Below are 18,945 nucleotides of genomic sequence, written 5' to 3'. Positions count from 1 at the left end.
GTCCGTCACAGGTGCGGGCAACCCCGCACCCGTCCCTGCACGGGCACGGGCACGGGCACCTGCGTCGGGGCGGGCCGGAGCGTGCTCAGCGTGCGGCGGACCGCAGCTGCTGCCGCTCGCGCAGCCGCAGGCCGGCGCGCAGCGCGATCCGCACCGGGGCCTGGTACCACCGGCCGTAGCGGCGCTCGAGGTACTGCAGCGCGCTCGCGTGGTGCGCGCGGATCATCGGCGCCGGGCGCTCGCGCCAGGACGTGCCGCCGACGTGCGTGACGCGCACGTCGGGGACGTAGAGGTTCTCCCACCCGGCGCGGCCCAGGCGCTCGCCCAGGTCGACGTCCTCGAAGAACATGAAGTAGGACTCGTCGAAGCCGCCCACCTGCTCGAACGCCTCGCGCCGCAGCAGCAGGCAGGCGCCCGAGAGCCACCCGGCCTCCCGCAGGTAGCCGCCGGTCGACTCCTGGCGCGCGTGGTACGCCCGGGTCCACGGGTTGTCCGGCCACAGCCGGGCGAACAGGGCGTGCCCGGCGCCCTGGCGCAGTGACGGCAGCGCCCGGGCGGACGGGTACATCGTGCCGTCGGTGTTCATGAGCATCGGACCCAGCGCGCCGGCGCTCGGCTGCTCCTCACCGGCGGCGACCAGCCGGTCGAGCGACCCCGGCGTCCACTCGATGTCGGAGTTGGCGACGACGACCCACGGCGCGTCGGCCCCTGCGGCACCCCGGTTGGCGGCCGCGCCGTACCCGAGGTTCGACCCGGGCACCAGCAGCCGGCCGCCCGCACCGGTCACCACGGACTCGGCGACCGTGTGGTCGGTGCCGTTGTCGACGACGACGAGCTCGACGGGTCCGCGCGACGCGGTCGCGAGCGTCTCGGCGAACCGAGCCAGCTCGTCACCGGGGTGGTAGACGACGCAGACCACCCGCACGCGAGGGGTGGTCGTGCCGTGGGTGGGCGCCCGCGTGCCGGCGGGCTCGGGGGAGTGGCGCGTGGTCATCGACGGTCACCTTAGTGGGCGCAGCTCAGCGCCCGTCGTCGTAGCCCGGGTCGATCTCCTCCGGGCTGCGGTCCAGCAGGTGCGCGACCTGCTCGACGACCACGTCCCGGACGAGGTCGGCGAGGTCCGCCGGGTCGGCCGCCCGCGCCTCGACGGGCCGGCGGTAGACCACCACGCGGTGCGGCAGGCCGGCGTCGGCGGGGAAGTACCGCCCCAGCGGCACACCGCCGTGCTCCCAGGGCGCAGGGTTCGACGGCGGCACGTCCTCGACCGCGAACTCCGCGCCCTCCAGCTGCCGGGCCCAGCGGCGTTCGAGGTCCTCGACGGCGTCCAGCACCAGGTCGTCGAACCGTTCGGCACGGGTGCGGTACCCCGGCGTGCTCATCGGCAGGACGGTCCCGCGCAGGCCGCGCCCGCGCCGGTCGCGCCGGCGTACGGGTGCCGCCGCGGCGGGAGCGCTCACCGCGCCGCGGCGCGGGCCGGTGGGGCGGGAGGGGCCGAGCGGTGTCACACCGTCACTGTAGCCACGGTGCCGCGGACGTCCTGCACGCTCGCCCGACACGCGGTCCGCGCGCGCCGCCGTGCAGGCCCGCCGGGGGGTACCGTCTGCACGTGAGATCCGTCCGGCAGTGCTCGCGCACGGCGTGCCCGCACGCTGCGGTCGCGACGCTCACCTACGTGTACGCCGACTCGACCGCCGTCCTCGGCCCGCTCGCGCAGCTCGCCGAGCCGCACTCCTACGACCTGTGCGTCGAGCACGCGGACCGGCTCACGGCCCCCCGTGGCTGGGAGGTCGTGCGGCTGCTGCCCGAGCTGCAGGCCGCCGCCCCGAGCCACGACGACCTGGTCGCGCTGGCCGAGGCCGTGCGCGAGGCGGGCCGGCGACGTGCGCCCGAGCCCGCGCCGGCGCTGGCGCCCGCCGCGACACCCGCCCCGGACACGTCGCGCCGGAGGGGCCACCTGCGGGTGGTGCCCGGTGCGGCGCAGGGCGAGCAGCCGTGACCCCGCCGCGCGACAGGCGCCCGCCAGCGGACGAGCCCCTGGGCTCCATCACGCGCCCGGTCGTCGACGACTCCGCGACCGCCCCGGAGTGCTACGCCTGTGCGGCCACCGACCTCACCCGGGTGCGCCTGGCGCTCCCGGACGGACGCCCCGCCGTCTTCGCGTCCTGCCCGGCGTGCGAGACCACCGCCTGGTTCGTCGTCGACGGCGACGGCACGCCCCTGCGGCCCGACGGCTCACCGCGCGCCTGAGACGCGCCGCCCGTACGACGCCCGCCCGACCCCTGGAGATGCCATGACGGCGACGCCCGGCCCCGCCACCGACCTCGAGCCCTGGGCGCGTGCGCTGCTGCGCTGCCCCGTCACCGGGGCGGAGCTCGTGGACGGCACGGACGACGACGGCGCGCCGGTGCTGGTCTCGACCGACCCGGAGCGTCCGCTCGTCTACCCCGTGGTGGACGGGATCCCGGTGCTGCTCGTGGACGAGGCGCGTCCCGCCTCCTGACCGGGTGCCGCGGGCCGTGCCCGCGCGCTCAGAGCTCAGGGTCGGGCACACCGTGCGGCAGCCGACGCAGCAGCGCCGCCTCGGCCTGCTCGCGGCGGACCCGCTGCATCTCGACGACGGTCTCGCGCCGGCCGCGCTCGGCCAGCACCGCGGACAGGAACACCTCCGGGTGCGTCCCCGGGGGCGGGGGCGGGCTCACGTACGGGCGCAGGTCGGCCGCCAGACGCGTGCCCAGCTCAGCCCGGGAGCCGGGGTGCAGCGTCGCCGCCCGTCCCAGGAACTGGCGGACCGCCAGCGCGAGGCCGTCCGGCAGCCGTGCGACGTCGGCGTGCGCTGCCCACCCCGCGAGCTGCGGGGGCATCACCGCGGCGGTCCGCACGGGGGCGGCCGTCCGTACGCGTGAGCCGTAGGTGCCCGCGAGCAGGTCACCCACGCGCTTGCCCCGTGAGTTGGCCAGCGAGCACAGGACGGCGACCGACCCGAGCGTCGCCCACAGCTCGACGACGCCGGTCAGCGCCCGGACGAACGCGTGCCGGAAGGTGATGGGGCCGCCGTCGTCGCGGACGATGCGCACGCCGGCCGCCAGCTTGCCGAGGGACCGGCCGCGACTCAGCGTCTCGATGGTGGTCGGCACGACCACGGTGACCGTCACGATCGCGACCACGGTCACGATGCGGACGTACTCGGCCGGGATCGAGATCTCGACGCCGCGCAGCAGCAGGCCGACGACCAGGGCCGCCGCGCCGAGCGCGAGGACGTCGACGAAACCCGCCAGGAGCCGGGACGCGACCGACGCGGGCCGGGTGTCGAGCACCACGCCCTCGCCGATGACGACACCGTCCTGCAGGTCGGGGTGGCGGGCGCCGGTCGTGGTCACCCGGGCAGGGTATCCGGCGACGTGCCGACCCGCGGGACGCACGTGCCGGGCGTCGGCGATGGCAGGCTGGGGGCGTGGACCTCGACGCGTACACCCGCGCCCGCACGCCGACGTGGTCGCGCCTCGACGAGCTGGCCCGTCGGCGCCGACTCACAGGGGCGGAGGCCGACGAGCTGGTCGCCCTCTACCAGGCCACCGCGACGGACCTGTCGGCGGTGCGCTCGGCCGCCCCCGACCCGGAGACCGTCACACGGCTGTCGCAGGTGCTGGCCCGGGCCCGGGCGAGGCTCGCGGGCACCCACGCGCCGTCGTGGTCGGACGTGGCGGGGTTCGTGGGGGTCCGCCTGCCGGCCGCGTTCTACCGCATCCGCTGGTGGACCGTCACCGTGATGACGGTGTTCCTGGCCGTCGCGACGGCCACGGGCGTCCTGGTCGCCACGTCGCCCGACGCGCTGACGCTCATGGGCTCGCCGGCCGAGCAGCGCCAGTACGTCGAGCAGTCGTTCGCGGAGTACTACGAACCCGGCGCCGGGTTCGCCGCGACGGTGTGGACGAACAACGCCTGGATCGCGGCGCTGTGCGTCGCCACCGGCATCACCGGCTTCTTCCCCGTGTACGTGCTGTTCTCGAACGCGGTCAACGTGGGCGCGGCGGGCGGCCTGATGGCGGCCCACGACCGGCTGGACGTGTTCCTCCAGCTCATCTCCCCGCACGGCCTGCTGGAGCTCACCGCCGTCTTCGTGGCCGGTGCGGCGGGGCTACGGATCTTCTGGACGTGGGTGGACCCGGGCCCGCGTCCCCGCGCCCGGGCGCTGGCGCAGGAGGGGCGGGCGCTGTTCACGGTCGCCCTCGGCCTCGTCGGGGTGCTCGCCGTGTCGGGTCTGGTGGAGGGGTTCGTCACGGGCTCCGCGCTGCCCTGGCCGGTGAAGGTCGCGGTGGGCGTCGTCACGCTCGCGGCCTTCTGGACGTACGTGCTCGTGCTCGGCCGGCGCGCCGTCGACGCCGGGCACACCGGAGACCTCGACGACGACCGTGCCGGGTACGCGGTGGCCACGGCAGGCTGAGTGGTCAGCGCGCGTACCGCACCGCGTGCGCGTCCGCGTCGTCGGCGAGGAACCGCACGGCGTCCTCCGCCGCGGCCACGACCTCGCGCCGCTGCGCCACCGGCAGGGGCTCCAGCGGCGTCACGGTGAGGGTCGCGGTCGTCCTGCGCGAGCGCGCCGGGCCGTCCGTGCGCGTGCGGTCGATCGCCCAGGTGGCACGGACCCGGCCGTCCACCAGCACGGCGGCCGGCGTGCGTCCGTTGGGCGTCTGCAGCCGCCGCCGGTGCGCGTCGTCGATCACCCGGGTGCGCTGGGCGTGCGCGAGCCACAGGTTGTCGTAGTCCGGCAGCAGGCGCACCGGTGCGGGCACGTCGGGGTCCGGGCGCGGGGCGTCCGGCAGGTCGAGCAGCTCGCGGGGGCGGCCCCCGGGGCGGGCGGGCACCGCGGCGACGGTCACGAGCCGGTCGCGCAGACCGTCGACGACCCGCCGCAGGCCGGTCATGCCGGACCACGCCTGCACGTCGGCCACGCTCGCCGGCCCGAACGCGGCCAGGTACCGCAGCACGACGTCCTCGGTGGCCCGGTGCAGCGCGTCCTCGTCCGCGAGGTCGGGGGCGGCGAGCGTGACGGCGGGCACCCACGCGTCGAGCGTGGTCCAGGTGGTGGCGGCCGACCGTCGCCACAGCCCGCGGGGCGTGACCTGCACCAGCGGGAGCATGGCGCGCGCGAACGCCGCGAGGTCCGCCGGGCGGGCCGTGGGCACGTCCCGGGCCAGGTACGCCGCCAGGTCGGTCGTGCGGCGGGGGGCCTCGCGCAGGTGCGCGCCCGCCGCCGCCGCGAGGTGGTCCAGGTCCACGACCGCCAGCGCGGCGCGGCGGTCGGCGTTGGCGGTGATCTCGCGGCGCATGACGGGCCGCGCGAGGGCCGCCAGCACCGGGGCGTCCGCCGCGGTGACGAGGTGCACGGTCGAGCGCATGACCGCGATCCGCAGCACCGTCCTGTCCAGCAGGGCGGCGTCCAGGTCCTGCGTCGTGAAGCCCTCGACGCGGCTCCACAGCCCCAGGAACGGGGACCACGGGTTCTGCGCCTGGAGCCCGACCAGGTGCTCGACCACCCGTGGCACGGGCTCGCGGGTGGGCGTCAGCAGGTGCTGGCGCGCCAGCAGCGCCCGGTTGAGCGCACGGTCGTCGAGCATGGCCCGACCGTAGCCGCGGGCGCCGACACCCGGCGCGCGCCCGCGGTCGGCGCAGCCCTACAGCCGTCCCGCCGCCTTGAGCGCGAGGTACGTGTCCGCGAGCCGTGGCGCGAGGTCGTCGGGCGTGGCCTCGACCACCTCGACGCCGCGCTGGCGCAGCCGCACCCCGACCGCCGCTCGTTCCAGCGAGGTGCGCTCCGCCGCGGCGGCGTCGAACACCTGGTCGACCGTGCGCCGTGCGGTGCGCAGCTCCTCCAGCTCCGGGTCCGCGACCGAGGCGAGCACCACCTGGTGGCGGCGCGTCAGGCCCCCGACGACGTCGAGCAGGCCCTGCTCGACGGCGGCAGGGTCCAGGGAGGTGAGCAGCACGACGAGCGCCCGGCGGCTCAGCCGCGCGCGCACCTGCGCCACGAGACCGGGCCAGTCGGTCTCGACGAGCGCGGGCTGCACGGTCGCCAGCGCGTCGGCGAGGGCCGGCAGCACGCGCGAGGAGTGCGTGTCGACGGCCCGTGCCCGCACGCGGCGGTCGTACGCCAGCAGCTCGACGCGGTCCCCGGCGTGCGCCGCCAGGACGCCGAGCAGCAGCGCGGCCTCCACCGACGCCTCGAGCCGGGTGGCGTCGAGCACGCGGGCGGCGCTGGTCCGCGACGTGTCCAGCACCAGCAGCACGTGCCGGTCGCGCTCGGGGCGCCACGTGCGCACCACCACCTCGCGCCGACGGGCGGTGGCGCGCCAGTCGATCGACCGCACGTCGTCACCGTCGACGTACTCGCGCAGCGAGTCGAACTCCGTGCCGGCGCCGCGCACCTGCACGGCGGCCCGTCCGTCGAGCTCCCGCAGCCGGGCGAGCCGCGAGGGCAGGTGCCGGCGTGACGCGAACTCGGGCAGCACCCGCAGCCGCCCCGGGACGTCCAGCGACACCTGACGTGCCGCCACGCCCAGCGGGCCGCACGTGCGCACGGTCACGCGGCCGGCGATCGCGTCGCCCCGCCGGGTGGGGACGAGCGTGGTCGTGACCCGGCGCCGCTCGCCCGGTGGCACGTCCACGCGGTGCCGGGGCGTGCGGGCGCCCGTCGGCGCGTCCCCGCCCGGCAGCGTCGAGGGCGGCCACGCGTCGCGCACCAGCACGTGGGCCGTGCGCCGGCCGGTGTTGCGCAGGGTCAGCTCGGAGTCGGCCGTCCCCGACAGCCGCACCGACGTGGGCAGGCGGCGGGCGACCGCCAGCTCGCGCGGCGAGGCGGCCAGGGCGACGTCGACCGCGCACAGCACGACGACGACCAGGGCCCACACGCCCACCGTGAGGGGCGCGGGCAGCAGGACGACGGGGACCAGGCCCGCCAGCGCGACCAGGACCGCGCGCGACGTCAGCGCCACGGCTCAGCGGGGGACCGGGACGGAGGCGAGCACCGTGTCGAGCACCGACTCGGTCGTCACGCCCTCGATCTCCGCCTCGGGTCGCAGCTGCACACGGTGGCGCAGCGTCGGGTGCGCGAGGGCCTGCACGTCGTCCGGGGTGACGTAGTCCCGCCCGGACAGCCACGCCCACGCCCGGGAGGCCGCGAGCAGCGCCGTGGCACCGCGCGGCGACACTCCCAGGCTCAGGGACGGGGACGTGCGGGTGGCGCGGCAGACGTCGACGACGTACCCGAGGACCTCGGGCCCGACCTGGACGCGCGCGACCTCCGCACGGGCCCGGGCGAGGTCGTCCGCGCCCGCGACCGCGCGCAGCCCGGCCGCGGCCAGGTCCCGCGGGTCGAACCCGGCGGCGTGCCGCGCCAGCACCTCGACCTCGTCGGCGCGCTCGGGCAGCGGCAGCAGCAGCTTGAGCAGGAACCGGTCGAGCTGCGCCTCGGGCAGCGGGTACGTGCCCTCGTACTCCACCGGGTTCTGCGTCGCCACGACCACGAACGGGTCCGGCAGCGCGCGCGGCACCCCGTCCACCGTCACCTGCCGCTCCTCCATGGCCTCGAGGAGCGAGGCCTGCGTCTTGGGGGGCGTGCGGTTGATCTCGTCGGCGAGCAGCAGGTTCGTGAACACCGGGCCCTCGCGGAACGAGAACTCGGCGGTGCGCGCGTCGTAGACCAGCGACCCCGTGACGTCACCGGGCATGAGGTCGGGCGTGAACTGCACCCGCTTGGTGCCCAGCGACAGGGCCCCGGACAGCGAGCGGACCAGCAGGGTCTTGGCGACGCCGGGCACCCCCTCCAGCAGGACGTGACCGCGGCACAGCAGGGCGATGATCAGCCCTGTGACGGCCGCGTCCTGCCCGACCACGGCCCGGGCGACCTCGGTGCGCACCGCCGCCAGGGAGCCGCGCAGCGCGTCCCCGGCCCCGGCGGGCGGGGTCGACGTCGTCGGGGGCACGGGGGTGGTCGGCGTGCTCGGGTGCGGCAGCGTCTCGTCGGTCACGGTCGGTGTACCTCGCTCTCCAGGTGGTGCAGGTCGTCGGCGAGCCGCAGCAGGCCCGCGTCGCCGGTGGGGGGCGGTCCGTAGACCAGGGTCTCGATGTCCCGCGCCGGTCGGCCGGTGGCGCGGGCGACGGCGTCGACGACGGCCGCCGCGTCCGCCGAGCGCGGCAGGCCGAGCCGGTGCGCGACCCGGGCGGCCGTCCCTGCCCGCAGTGCGGCGGCGGCGTGCCCGTGCGCCCGCGCGCGGCGGTACAGGCGGCCGCGCCCGCGGGTGGCCTCGGCGGACCGGACCACGACCGGCAGGGGCTCGGTCACGACGGGCCCGAGCCGCCGGGCCCGCCACACCATGGTCACGAGCAGCACGAGCACCAGCCACCAGGTGACGGGCCCGACCCACGGCACGAGGTCCGCCAGGCCGGGGTCGTCGGTGTCCTGCGCGACGGGACCCACGTCGTTCAGGCTCGGCACGTACCAGACGAGGTGGTCGTGGCGGCCGAGCACCCGCAGCACGAGGGCTGCGTTGCCCTCCTCGTCGACCACGTCGTTGCTCAGCAGCCGGAGGTCGGACAGCGCCGAGACGCGCCGACCGTCCTGCTCGAACGTCAGGTAGGCCCCGGAGCCGTCCGTGGCGGGGAAGCACACCGTGGCCCGGCCGGTGCCGTCGTGGTAGCCACCGCCTGCGACCACGCTGCCGGCCGCGACGGCGTCCGGGTCCGTGCACTCAGCCGCACGCGAACTCGCCGCGCCGGCGGAGCTGCTGGCCTCGATGTCGGGGGCCAGGGTCGACAGCGCCCACCCAGCGTCCACCAGCACGAGGTCGTCCTCGAGGGCGACGAGCGCGTCGAGCTGGTCCGCGCCGAGCAGCCCGTCGCCGATGACCACGACCGTGCTGTCACCGGTCGCGGCCGCCACGGCGTCCGCCGCCGTCGTGACGGACTCGATGGTGACGCCCTGGCGCTGCAGGACCTGGGCGACCGCACGCGCCCCCGCCGGCCCCGGGTTGTCGGGGCTGCCCGGGGCGCTGCTCTCCGGCGGGGCGGGCAGCGCGAGGACCAGCACGCCGACCACGAGCAGCGCGAGCACGACCAGCCACGGTCGCGCCGCCCGCCAGCGGTGCGCGGCGCGCGAGCGCCCGGTGGTGCCGTCGCCGACGACCTCGCCGGCCGGCGCCCACGCCGGTGCCGTCATGCGCCCACCGCCAGGGGCCGGGCGGCGCGGACCGCGGCGTCGAGCTCGCGCATCGCGGTGTCGTCCTGCGCGGCCGCCGGCCGGTCGCCGTACACGACGGCGTCGAACAGGTCACCCCCGCGGGCCAGCGCGTCGGCGTGCGGGGGCAGGGCGGCACCGGCGAGCCGGGCCGCCTCGTGCGCCGTGCGCCCGGGACGCTCGTCGAGGAGCCCGCGCTCCTCCAGGTCGCGGACGACGGCCCGGTAGCGGTCGGCGACGGCGCTCGACCAGTCGCCGGCCTGCGCGGCCGCGTCGGCGGCGTCGCGCAGCTGCGCCGCCGTGCGCCGGTCGTCGGCGTGCAGCATGCCGGCCCGGCGGCGTCGCGCGCCGGCGCGCACGGGTCCCGCGACGAGCAGTGCGACGACGACCACCACCAGCACCACGCCGACGGCGACGAGCAGCAGGGTCCGTCCGGAGAGCCCGGCCTCCGGCAGGCCGTCCAGGAGCTCGGCGAACCACCGGAGCACGCGTTCCAGCAGCGTGTCCTGGCGGTGGTACACCGGGTCCAGCAGCTCCCCGCGCACCCAGCGGCGTGCGGTGTCGGCGTCGGGCTCGACCGGCACCCCGGCGAGGACGATCACGGCACCACCCGTCCCGCGGCCGTCACGCCCCGTCCGCCGCGGCGCGCGCGAGCTCGAGGTCGAGCCCTTCGCGCCGGATGCGGACGTCGACGTAGAGCAGCGCCACGACCGCGGCCATGAACATCGTCGACAGCGTGAGACCGACGACCTGACCGAGGGCGGAGACGAGGACCGAGACGTCGTCGGACCCCGACGACATGCTCACGATGCCCGCGAACAGCCCTGCCGGCACCAGGACGAGGTACATGAGCACCGAGATCAGGAGGTTCGCGAGCAGGTAGATGCCGAGCAGGCGCCAGAAGCTGCCGCGCGTCAGGCGCCACGCCCGCACCACGGTCGGCCAGAACCGCTTGCCCTCCAGCATCAGCGCCGGCGGCACGAGCAGCGTGCGGGTCGTGGCCCACGTCCCGCCCACGACCAGCGCGAGGCCACCGACCAGCGCGACGACCACCGCGGCGCCGTCCGCGCCTGCCGTGACGAGCCCCACCACGGCACCCACGAGGGCGGCGACAGCGAGGAACGACACGAGCAGCTGCAGGAGGGCGAACCCGACGAGGGACCACACGCGCCGCGTCCGCCACACCTCGCGCACCGCGACCCGCTGCCCCAGCACCGAACGGCTGACCGACACGATGAGCAGGCCGGTGAGGATCGACGTCACGGGCAGCAGCAGCGGGGTCGTGACGACCTGCCCCCCGCTCGCGGACAGCAGCTCAGAGACCGCGGCGGAGTCGGCCGCCGAGGACCCGTCGCCCAGCGGCATGCCCCCGAGCGCGGCGCCCAGCAGGCTGCTGACGTAGAGCTGCAGCAGCGTCTGCAGGGCCACCGCGACCGTCACGACGACCGCGGACAGGCCGAACATCACCGTGGGGTTGGCGCGCACCGCCCGGACCGCGCCGTCGAGGACCTCGCCCAGCCCGAGCGGGCGCAGCGGGATGATCCCGGGTTGCAGGGCGGGCACCCGCCACGACGCCGGCCCGCCCGTCCCCGGAGGGGGAGGGGCACCCCACCCGGGGGGTGCGGTCGGCTGTCCCCAGCCCGGCGGCGGGGGCGGGTTGCCCGCGGCGGTCGGCTGGTCCCACGCCGGCGGTGCGGGCGGTTGGCCCCACGCGGGCGGCGCGGCGGATCCGTGGTCCGTCCCCGCCGGCGTCGCGTCGCCGGCGGACGCACCCGCAGGGGTACCGGCCGGGCTCGCCCATGGCGTCGCGGGGGCGCCGTCGTCGTGCGGGGAGGTCATGCGTCCGCTCCTCGTCGCGTGCGTCCGGGTCGACGAGGGGTGCCCGTCGGGGCCCCATCGTGCCACGGGGGTGGTGCGCGGCGGTCGAGGACGCACCCATCACCCGACTGCGCGCGGCGGACGCCCCCGCAGGTCGCCGACGATGAGACAATCTCCGCCATGAAGGGACGCGTCCTGGTCGTCGACGACGACACCGCACTGGCCGAGATGATCGGCATCGTGCTGCGCTCCGAGGGTTTCGAGCCGGTCTTCTGCGAGGACGGCGACGAGGCGCTCGCCGTCTTCCGGTCGACACAGCCGGACCTCGTGCTGCTCGACCTCATGCTGCCCGGCAAGGACGGCACCGAGGTGTGCCGGCAGATCCGCGCCGAGTCGGGGGTGCCGATCGTCATGCTGACGGCCAAGAGCGACACCGTCGACGTCGTCCTGGGCCTGGAGTCCGGGGCCGACGACTACATCTCCAAGCCGTTCAAGCCGAAGGAGCTGGTCGCGCGGGTGCGGGCGCGGCTGCGGCGCAGCGACGAGCCTGCGCCGGAGCACCTGGCGATCGGCGACCTCACGATCGACGTTCCCGGGCACCGGGTGGAGCGGGCGGGGCGGCCCATCTCCCTGACGCCGCTGGAGTTCGACCTGCTCGTGGCCCTCGCACGCAAGCCCTGGCAGGTGTTCACCCGTGAGGTGCTGCTCGAGCGGGTCTGGGGCTACCGGCACGCCGCCGACACCCGGCTCGTGAACGTCCATGTGCAGCGGCTGCGCTCCAAGATCGAGACGGACCCGGAACGGCCCGAGATCGTCGTGACCGTGCGGGGTGTGGGGTACAAGGCTGGTGGCGGGAGCACGTGAGCACGCGCCCTCGTCGGGCGCGCGGGCGTCGGGCGGCGGCATGGCACGGCTGACCGCCTGGGCGCGACTGGGGCGGGCGCGGTGGGGGCGGCGGGCCCGGGGCCTGGCGCGCCGCTGGCGCTCGTCGCTGCAGCTGCAGGTCCTCACCTCGACGCTCGCCATCGGTCTGGTCGCGCTCGCGGTGATCGGGGCGTACGTGAGCGAGCGGACGAGCGCGGGCCTGTTCGAGGACCGCCTGGGGCAGGTGCTCGAGGAGAGCGCGCGCAGCACGCAGCAGGTGCAGGACCAGCTGTCCGCGTCCCCGGCCAGCACGTCCCCCGAGGTCGCGCTGCTGCTCGAGGACGTCACCACCCAGCAGCGCAACGGCGGCTCCGGTGAGCGTGACGTCTTCCTGCTGCGCGCCCCGGGCCAGAACGCCTCCATCGCCGTCGGGGCGACCGCGACCGACAGCACGCTGGTGGCGCTGGTGAGCCGTGACCTCAAGCAGGCGGTGGCCGACGGTGGCCAGCACTGGCAGTCCGTGGGGATCCCGACCGCCGCCGGGAGCACCCACCCGGGCATCGTCGTCGGCCAGCAGGTCGACGTGCCGTTGGCCGGCACGTACCAGATGTTCTTCCTCTACAGCCTGCAGCCCGAGCAGGAGCGGCTCGACTTCCTGCTGGGGACGCTCGCCCTGGCCGCCGTCGCGGTCGTCGCGCTGCTCGGGGCCATGACGTGGTCCGTCACCCGCCGCACGGTCGACCCCGTGCGCCGGGCCGCCCACGTCGCCGAGCGGCTCGCCGACGGCCACCTGTCGGAGCGGATGGTCGTCCACGGGCGCGACGAGATGGCGACGCTGGCCCGCACCTTCAACGAGATGGCGGAGAGCCTGCAGGACCAGATCCACCGCATGGAGGAGCTCTCGACGCTGCAGCGGCGGTTCGTCTCCGACGTGTCGCACGAGCTGCGCACGCCCCTGACCACCATCCGGATGGCGGGCGAGCTCATCCACGGCGCACGGGACGACTTCGAGCCCTCCGTGAAGCGCTCCGCCGAGCTCCTGGCCACCCAGCTGGACCGTTTCGAGGACCTGCTGGCCGACCTGCTCGAGATCAGCCGCTTCGACGCGGGCGCCGCCGTCCTGGACGCCGAGGGCCGCGACCTGCGGGACATCGTCGTCCAGGCGGTCGACAACGCCGTCCCGCTGGCCGTGCAGCGCGGGTCCTGGCTGCGGGTCGACCTGCCGGACACGCGGGCCGACGCGGACGTCGACCCCCGGCGCGTCGAGCGGATCCTGCGCAACCTGCTGGTGAACGGCATCGAGCACGCCGACGGGTCGGCCGTCGAGGTCACGGTCGGTGTCGACGCCTCCGCCGTCGCCGTGACCGTGCGGGACCACGGCGTGGGCATGACGGCACAGGAGGCCGAGCACGTCTTCGACCGGTTCTGGCGGGCGGACCCCGCGCGGGCCCGCACCACCGGTGGCACCGGCCTCGGCCTGGCGATCTCTCTCGAGGACGCCCACCTGCACGGCGGGACGCTCGAGGCGTGGGGTCGACCGGGGCACGGGGCGTGCTTCCGGCTGACCCTGCCGCGCCGCGCCGGCATCCGGCTGACCGGCTCGCCGCTGCCCCTGCAGCCCGAGCCCGAGGCCTCGCCCGCGGTCGAGGCCGGACCGCGGCGCAGCACCGATCCGGTGGCACTTCCGGAGCTGCCGCCGATGACGGGGGAGATCGCGATCGTGAGCAACCCGACGGATCCCGTCCGGACGGACGTGCGGCTCGACGACGCCGGCGTGCCCGCCGACGTCCGGGGTGCGTCGTGAGGCGGGGCGTCGCCTCGGCCGGCAGGCACCTGGTCGTCGTGTGCGCGCACGTCCTCGCCCTCGTCGGTCTGACCGCGTGCGTCGCCATCCCCACCGAGGGCAGCGTGACGGCCGGTGACGGCGAGGTCCGTGAGCAGGACCGGGTCGTCGTGCTGGCGCAGGGTCCGCAGGCCGACGCCGACCCCGTCAGCATCGTCGAGGGGTTCCTGCTCGCGGCGGGCACGGAGGTCACGGGCGACTTCGACGTCACCCGCGAGTTCCTGTCGGCCGACGAGCGCTCGGAGTGGGACCCCGGCGCGGGCACGGTCGTGGCGAGCCAGCGCAAGGTGGAGCAGACCGGGGACGCGCAGGTCACGGTCTCGCTGACCGTGACCGCCAAGGTGGATGCGGAGGGACGGTTCGTCGAGGCGCCCGCCGACGCCGTGGAGACGCTGCGGTACGAGCTCGTGCAGGACGCGCGGGGCGACTGGCGGATCGCGCACGCCCCGGACGTCCTGGTCGTGGACTCGCGACGCTTCACGTCGCAGTTCCGCGCGACCTCCGTCTACTTCCTCACGCCCGACCGCGAGATGCTCGTGCCCGAGGTCCGCTGGTTCCGGGACCGGGACCGCAGCGTGGCCACCGCCGTGGTCCGGGCCCTGCTCGCCGGGCCCTCGCCGTGGTTGCACGACGCGGTGACGTCGGCGCTGCCGCAGGGCGCGGTCCTCAAGCCGGAGGCGGTGTCCGTGGAGCAGGGTGTCGCCGAGTTCGCGCTCGAGCCGGCGCGGGCCGTGCTCGACGCGGACCGCGGCCTGCTGCTCGCGCAGCTCGAGGCGTCGCTGCGGCCCCTCGGTGTGACGACGCTCCACGTGCGCGCCGGCGCCGCCGGTGCGCTGCTCGAGGGGACGGCGACCGACCTGCCCGTGCCCGGCTCCGACGAGCTCGAGATCCTCGTCGACGGCGGCACCCTCGCGCTCGGTGAGGGCGCGCCCGCCGCGGTGGACGGGGTGCGCGCGGTGACCGGTGAGCGCCCGAGCGCGCCCGCGCGCTCACCCGACGGCTCCCTGCGTGTGGCGCTCGCCGACCCGTCGACGCTCGTGACGGTGCCCGCGGGGGACTCCCCGCAGCGGGTCCTGCTGAGCGGCGGGTCCCTGGCAGCGCCCTCGGTGGACCGCTTCGGGTGGGTCTGGACGGCACGGAACGCCGTCCCGGGCCGGGTGGACGCCGTCCGGGCGGACGGCACGCTGGTCGAGGTGACCGCCGAGTGGCTGGAGGGTCGGACGGTGGACGCCGTGCGGGTGTCGCGGGACGGCACGCGCATCGCCATCGTGTCGCGCGGCACGGACGGGACGACGCTCGACGTGGCGGGCATCGTGCGGGACGACGCCCGCACCCCGCAGACGATCGGCAAGGCCGTGGCGGCCGGCGCCGCGCTGACGCCGACCGCGTCCGTGGTGTGGGTCGACGAGGTCACCCTCGGTGTCCTCTCGGACGGGGAGGCGGGCCCGACGCCCTACCTCGTCCCGGTGTCCGGGACCAGCTCGCCGCTGCCCGCCGTCGCGGACGCCACGTCGCTGGTGGCGGACCGTGGGCTGCGGACCGTCCACGTCGTCACGGCGGGTGGTGACCTGCTGCGCCTGCAGGGCGGGACGTGGGTCGAGGTGCCCGGTGTCACCGGCACGCTCGGGGTGACCGGCGCGGCGTTCCCCGGCTGACGACGCCGGCGGCGGGCGCCGCACGGCCGGCCGCCCACAGCCCCGCGTCCGTCACCCACCGTCCACGGCGGGTGACGCCGGCGCTGCCGGCGGCACCCGCGGCGGAGCAGGCTCCCGGGGTGTCGAGGGATCCGGAGGGCGCGGCGGTGCCGTCACGGCGCCGCCGCCTGCACGCCCTGGTGGCGGCCGCCGGCCGCGACGTCCTGGGGCTGGTCGTGCCGGTCGCGTGCGCGGGCTGCGGGCGTGTCGACGAACGGTGGTGCGGACGGTGCGCGACCACCCTCGACGGGCCTGTCCTGGGGCGTGACCGCGGTGCCGGGCGGCTCGACCTGCTGGACGGCCGCACGCTGCTCCCGGTGATGGGCCCCGGCACGTACACCGGGCCGCTGCGTCACGGCGTCGCGGCGTGGAAGGACGGCGGGCGGACCGATCTCGACCGTCCGTTCGCCGCGGCGGCCCGCCGCACGGGCGTGGCCCTGGCGCCCCGGCTCCGGCCGGTGACGGGCGGCGTGGGACCGGTGCTCGTGGTGGCGGTGCCGTCCACGGCGCAGGCGCGCCGACGCCGTGGCCGGGACCCGGTCGACGTGCTCGCCGCGGCGGTCGCGGCGGGTCTGCGGAGCGGCGGCGTCCCGGCTGTGCGGGCACGCCCGCTGCGCCGGGCGGGGGGCCCCGACCTGGCCGGCCTGGGTGCCCGCGCTCGCGGTGACGCACTGCGCGGGCGCGTCCGGGTCGGTGCCGTGGCACGCCTGCGCGGTCGCGTCGTCGTGCTCGTCGACGACGTCCTGACCACGGGCGCGACCCTCGCCGCGTGCCACGGCGCGCTCGTCGCCGCGGGTGCGCGCCCAGCGGCCGCCGGTGTCCTCGCGGCTACCCCGCAACCCGGGGGCGTGGGTGTGGCGGATGTCGCACCGCCGAGCCGCGGCGTTTCGCGTCGGGGCGCCGAGGAGGGTTAGCGTGGTGCCTGGGAACGACGCCGCGACGGCTCTCCTGCAGCAGTCCGACGGAGGGCGCGCGGTGGAGGAGGTGATGGTGCCCGCCCCGTGGAGGGGCAGCTGAAGTTCGTCCCGTCCGGGCGGGCCACGCCCGCCCCTGACCTCTCAGGAGGCCCACATGGAGATCGTGGTTGCCGGCCGGCACACCGAGGTGTCCCCGCGGTATCGCGCGCACGCCGAGTCCAAGCTCGCCAAGATCGAGCAGCTGGCCCCGCGTGCCCAGCGCGTCGACGTCCTCGTGTCGCACGAACCGAACCCGCGTCAGGCCGACTCCAGCGAGAGGGTCGAGCTGACCGTGGTCGACAAGGGGCCGGTCATCCGCGCGGAGGCGTGCGCCGACGACGCGTACGCGGCGCTCGACGTCGCGCTCGGTCGTCTGCTCGAGCGGCTGCGCCGCGCGCGCGACCGGCGCAAGGACCACCGCAACCACACTCCGCTGGCGCCCGTGGACGTGCGCCCGCCCGAGCCGGAGCCCGAGCCGCGGCCCGCTCCCGAGACGGGGGAGGACGGCGTCGTCGAGATTGCCCTCGGGGACTCCCCGGTGCTGATCCGCGAGAAGGTGCACCACGCCGAGCCGATGACGGTCGACGACGCGCTCTACGAGATGGAGCTCGTGGGGCACGACTTCTACCTCTTCGTCGACGCCGAGACCGCCCAGCCCGCCGTGGTGTACCGCCGGCGCGGCTGGAGCTACGGCGTCATCAAGCTCGACGCACCGGTGTCGATCGCAGGACCGGAGCGCGCGGCGGGCTGAGCCCGCGATGACGACGACGGGGCGGCGTGCCGACCGGCTCGCCGCCCCGTGGCGTGTCCGGCAGGGGTGCTGGAGCCGCCCGGCGTGCGCGCCGACTGCGCCCGGTCCCGGTGCCGGGCGGCGCGGTCCGTCCGGCACCGGGAGTCGGGTGGCGGCGACACCGGGAGGGGGCGTCGGCCGCAGTACGACCGTCGCCCGCAGCGGCTGCCCGCGTCAAGAGTGGCGGAGAACTTTCGGAGAACTTTCGGTGACATCCTGCTGGTGAAGCGGTTCCGGGTGGGCGGAGGCGAGCGGGAGCGCCGCACGAGGTCGCACCTACCGCCCGCCCGGTGCGGCGAAGACGCGCCGATCCGTCGGCGACGGACGTGATCCGGTGAGCGCCGTACGTCGAAAGTGTCGGGGCCTGCGCGGGTGTGTCGGAGGGCTGCGGCAGGATCGGCGCCATGGCTGCGGACGTCGACCACCTCACACGCTCGCAGGCGCGCCGCCTCGCGCTGCGCGCCTCCGGGCTGGACCGTCCGCGGGCAGCCCGGGGTGCCGTCCCCGGCGGACGGGCGCTCCAGCAGGTCGTCGGCCGGCTCGGCCTGCTCCAGGTGGACTCCGTCAACGTCCTGGCACGGGCCCACCTGGTCCCCGTCTACTCCCGGACAGGGCCCTGGGACGTGGCGGCGCTGGACCGTGCGACGAGCCGCGCGCCGCGCCGCCTCGTGGAGACGTGGGCGCACGAGGCGTCGTTGGTGCCGCCGACCACGTTCCGGGACCTGGCCTTCAAGCACGCGGCCAACCGTGCCGGGATCGAGCGGCGTGGCGACACGTTGCACGGCGTGCCCGTGGGCCGCTCGCCGGAGGTGGCGGCCGTCCGTCGCATCGTCGACGAGGTGGGCCCCGTCACGGCCCGCGAGGCGCAGGATCTCCTCGGGGGCGACGGACGTCGCTCCGGGGACTGGGGGTGGTCGTGGACGGACGCCAAGCGCGCCCTGGAGCACCTGTTCTTCGTCGGTGAGCTCACGACCTCCGGCCGCAACGCGCAGTTCGAGCGGCGCTACGCCCTGCCGGACCGCGTGCTCCCGCCCGAGGTGCTCGCAGCGCCCCCGCCGGACCCGGCGACGGCGCGCCGCGGGCTGGTCGAGGTCGCCGCGCGCGCGCACGGTGTGGCGAGCCTGCGCTGCCTGGCCGACCACTGGCGGACCGCCACCGCGCCGACGGCCGCCGCCGTCGCGGAGCTCGTCGAGGAGGGCGTGCTCGTACCCGTGGACGTCGAGGGCTGGCGCGGTCCGCTGTACCGGCACCGCGACGCGACCGTTCCCCGGCGCGCCCACGGGCGGGCGCTGCTCAGTCCCTTCGACCCCCTGGTGTGGGAGCGCACGCGCACCGAGACCCTGTTCGGGCTGCGCTACCGCCTCGAGATCTACGTCCCGGCGGCGGCGCGGGTCTGGGGGTACTACGTGCTGCCCTTCCTGCTGGGGGAGCGCCTGGTGGCGCTCGTCGACCTCAAGGCGGACCGACGCGGGGGCGTCCTGCAGGTCGCCGCGGCGCACCGGGCGCCCGGCGCGGCCGCGGACCCCGCGGCGGGCGCGCCCGGGGACGCCGAGGTGGCGCACGAGCTGGCGTGCGAGCTGCGCACGGCGGCGCAGTGGCTGGGCCTGGCCGACGTGGCGGCCGGTCCGGAGGCGGCGGGCGACCTCGTGGCGGCGCTGCGGCGCGAGCTCCCGGGGGCCGCGGCCTGAGCGGACGGCCACGCAGGTCCTGCGGCTCGCCTACGATGGTCGGGCCCGGCCGCGCGGTCGGGC

19 protein-coding genes are annotated in these 18,945 nt (G+C 76.6%); 10 read left to right on the top strand and 9 right to left on the bottom strand.

Annotated elements, in window-relative coordinates; translation table 11 throughout:
• Positions 1–85: 85 nt before the first annotated feature.
• Both KG103_RS11865 and KG103_RS11860 read right to left on the bottom strand, forming a co-directional pair.
• Positions 86–994, bottom strand: a complete 909-nt coding sequence (locus tag KG103_RS11865) for a glycosyltransferase (protein ID WP_207340958.1) — start codon at positions 992–994, stop codon at positions 86–88.
• 25 nt (positions 995–1,019) lie between these two features.
• Positions 1,020–1,505, bottom strand: coding sequence for a metallopeptidase family protein (locus KG103_RS11860; RefSeq protein ID WP_372434897.1), 486 nt, complete (start codon positions 1,503–1,505; stop codon positions 1,020–1,022).
• A gap of 101 nt (positions 1,506–1,606) precedes the next feature.
• Here KG103_RS11860 and KG103_RS11855 point away from each other — a divergent pair, with 101 nt between their 5' ends.
• Genes KG103_RS11855 through KG103_RS11845 form a run of 3 tightly spaced genes read left to right on the top strand, consistent with a single transcriptional unit; the run spans position 1,607 to position 2,500 of the window.
• Positions 1,607–1,996, top strand: coding sequence for a DUF3499 domain-containing protein (locus KG103_RS11855; protein ID WP_207340959.1), 390 nt, complete (start codon positions 1,607–1,609; stop codon positions 1,994–1,996).
• Positions 1,993–2,247, top strand: a complete 255-nt coding sequence (locus KG103_RS11850; protein ID WP_207340960.1) for a hypothetical protein — start codon at positions 1,993–1,995, stop codon at positions 2,245–2,247. The genes KG103_RS11855 and KG103_RS11850 overlap by 4 nt, the downstream gene beginning before the upstream one ends.
• Before the next feature lie 43 nt (positions 2,248–2,290).
• Complete coding sequence (locus KG103_RS11845; protein WP_207340961.1) at positions 2,291–2,500, top strand: Trm112 family protein; 210 nt, start codon at positions 2,291–2,293, stop codon at positions 2,498–2,500.
• A 28-nt stretch (positions 2,501–2,528) separates the two neighbouring features.
• Here the strand turns inward: KG103_RS11845 and KG103_RS11840 are convergent, their stop codons facing one another.
• Positions 2,529–3,377: an RDD family protein gene (locus tag KG103_RS11840; protein WP_249670567.1), complete on the bottom strand. Its 849-nt coding sequence runs from the start codon at positions 3,375–3,377 to the stop codon at positions 2,529–2,531.
• Positions 3,378–3,451: 74 nt separating this feature from the next.
• Here KG103_RS11840 and KG103_RS11835 point away from each other — a divergent pair, with 74 nt between their 5' ends.
• Positions 3,452–4,441, top strand: coding sequence for a stage II sporulation protein M (locus KG103_RS11835; protein ID WP_207340962.1), 990 nt, complete (start codon positions 3,452–3,454; stop codon positions 4,439–4,441).
• A gap of 4 nt (positions 4,442–4,445) precedes the next feature.
• Here the strand turns inward: KG103_RS11835 and KG103_RS11830 are convergent, their stop codons facing one another.
• The 6 genes from KG103_RS11830 to KG103_RS11805 are packed head-to-tail and all read right to left on the bottom strand — an operon-like array spanning position 4,446 to position 10,792.
• On the bottom strand, positions 4,446–5,615 hold the full coding sequence (locus KG103_RS11830) for a winged helix DNA-binding domain-containing protein (RefSeq protein ID WP_207340963.1): 1,170 nt from the start codon (positions 5,613–5,615) through the stop codon (positions 4,446–4,448).
• A gap of 57 nt (positions 5,616–5,672) precedes the next feature.
• The gene (locus KG103_RS11825; RefSeq protein ID WP_207340964.1) at positions 5,673–6,989 is read right to left on the bottom strand and encodes a DUF58 domain-containing protein; all 1,317 of its coding nucleotides are present in this window, start codon (positions 6,987–6,989) and stop codon (positions 5,673–5,675) included.
• A gap of 3 nt (positions 6,990–6,992) precedes the next feature.
• Positions 6,993–7,979 carry an AAA family ATPase gene (locus KG103_RS11820; protein WP_207341245.1) on the bottom strand — a complete coding sequence of 329 codons (987 nt, stop codon included), beginning with the start codon at positions 7,977–7,979 and terminating at the stop codon, positions 6,993–6,995.
• 41 nt (positions 7,980–8,020) lie between these two features.
• Positions 8,021–9,211 carry a DUF4350 domain-containing protein gene (locus tag KG103_RS11815; RefSeq protein WP_207340965.1) on the bottom strand — a complete coding sequence of 397 codons (1,191 nt, stop codon included), beginning with the start codon at positions 9,209–9,211 and terminating at the stop codon, positions 8,021–8,023.
• Positions 9,208–9,831, bottom strand: coding sequence for a DUF4129 domain-containing protein (locus KG103_RS11810; RefSeq protein WP_207340966.1), 624 nt, complete (start codon positions 9,829–9,831; stop codon positions 9,208–9,210). Before KG103_RS11810 ends, KG103_RS11815 begins: the two co-directional genes overlap by 4 nt.
• 22 nt (positions 9,832–9,853) lie before the next feature.
• On the bottom strand, positions 9,854–10,792 hold the full coding sequence (locus KG103_RS11805; RefSeq protein ID WP_243656428.1) for a hypothetical protein: 939 nt from the start codon (positions 10,790–10,792) through the stop codon (positions 9,854–9,856).
• A 435-nt stretch (positions 10,793–11,227) separates the two neighbouring features.
• On the opposite strand from KG103_RS11805, the gene mtrA reads away from it, so the two are divergent.
• From mtrA to KG103_RS11775, 6 genes are all read left to right on the top strand, one after another.
• A complete protein-coding gene (gene mtrA / locus KG103_RS11800; protein WP_207340968.1) occupies positions 11,228–11,911 on the top strand; it encodes an MtrAB system response regulator MtrA in 684 nt (227 codons plus the stop codon).
• Between the two features lie 40 nt (positions 11,912–11,951).
• Positions 11,952–13,715: an MtrAB system histidine kinase MtrB gene (gene mtrB, locus KG103_RS11795; protein WP_207340969.1), complete on the top strand. Its 1,764-nt coding sequence runs from the start codon at positions 11,952–11,954 to the stop codon at positions 13,713–13,715.
• On the top strand, positions 13,712–15,409 hold the full coding sequence (locus tag KG103_RS11790) for an LpqB family beta-propeller domain-containing protein (protein ID WP_207340970.1): 1,698 nt from the start codon (positions 13,712–13,714) through the stop codon (positions 15,407–15,409). Before mtrB ends, KG103_RS11790 begins: the two co-directional genes overlap by 4 nt.
• 119 nt (positions 15,410–15,528) lie before the next feature.
• Positions 15,529–16,362 carry a ComF family protein gene (locus tag KG103_RS11785; RefSeq protein WP_207340971.1) on the top strand — a complete coding sequence of 278 codons (834 nt, stop codon included), beginning with the start codon at positions 15,529–15,531 and terminating at the stop codon, positions 16,360–16,362.
• A 157-nt stretch (positions 16,363–16,519) separates the two neighbouring features.
• On the top strand, positions 16,520–17,155 hold the full coding sequence (hpf, locus tag KG103_RS11780) for a ribosome hibernation-promoting factor, HPF/YfiA family (RefSeq protein WP_207340972.1): 636 nt from the start codon (positions 16,520–16,522) through the stop codon (positions 17,153–17,155).
• A 443-nt stretch (positions 17,156–17,598) separates the two neighbouring features.
• Positions 17,599–18,882 carry a winged helix-turn-helix domain-containing protein gene (locus KG103_RS11775; RefSeq protein WP_207340973.1) on the top strand — a complete coding sequence of 428 codons (1,284 nt, stop codon included), beginning with the start codon at positions 17,599–17,601 and terminating at the stop codon, positions 18,880–18,882.
• Positions 18,883–18,945: the final 63 nt, after the last annotated feature.

This window comes from Cellulomonas wangleii (assembly GCF_018388445.1).
GTDB classification, from domain to species: domain Bacteria; phylum Actinomycetota; class Actinomycetes; order Actinomycetales; family Cellulomonadaceae; genus Cellulomonas; species Cellulomonas wangleii.
This window is presented reverse-complemented; position numbering and strand designations above follow the sequence as displayed.

Coding starts and splice junctions, on each gene's coding strand:
- KG103_RS11865 (WP_207340958.1), bottom strand. CDS start 994: ATGACCACGCGCCACTCCCCCGAGCCCGCCGGCACGCGGGCGCCCACC.
- KG103_RS11775 (WP_207340973.1), top strand. CDS start 17,599: ATGGCTGCGGACGTCGACCACCTCACACGCTCGCAGGCGCGCCGCCTC.
- KG103_RS11845 (WP_207340961.1), top strand. CDS start 2,291: ATGACGGCGACGCCCGGCCCCGCCACCGACCTCGAGCCCTGGGCGCGT.
- hpf (WP_207340972.1), top strand. CDS start 16,520: ATGGAGATCGTGGTTGCCGGCCGGCACACCGAGGTGTCCCCGCGGTAT.
- KG103_RS11815 (WP_207340965.1), bottom strand. CDS start 9,211: ATGACGGCACCGGCGTGGGCGCCGGCCGGCGAGGTCGTCGGCGACGGC.
- mtrB (WP_207340969.1), top strand. CDS start 11,952: ATGGCACGGCTGACCGCCTGGGCGCGACTGGGGCGGGCGCGGTGGGGG.
- mtrA (WP_207340968.1), top strand. CDS start 11,228: ATGAAGGGACGCGTCCTGGTCGTCGACGACGACACCGCACTGGCCGAG.
- KG103_RS11830 (WP_207340963.1), bottom strand. CDS start 5,615: ATGCTCGACGACCGTGCGCTCAACCGGGCGCTGCTGGCGCGCCAGCAC.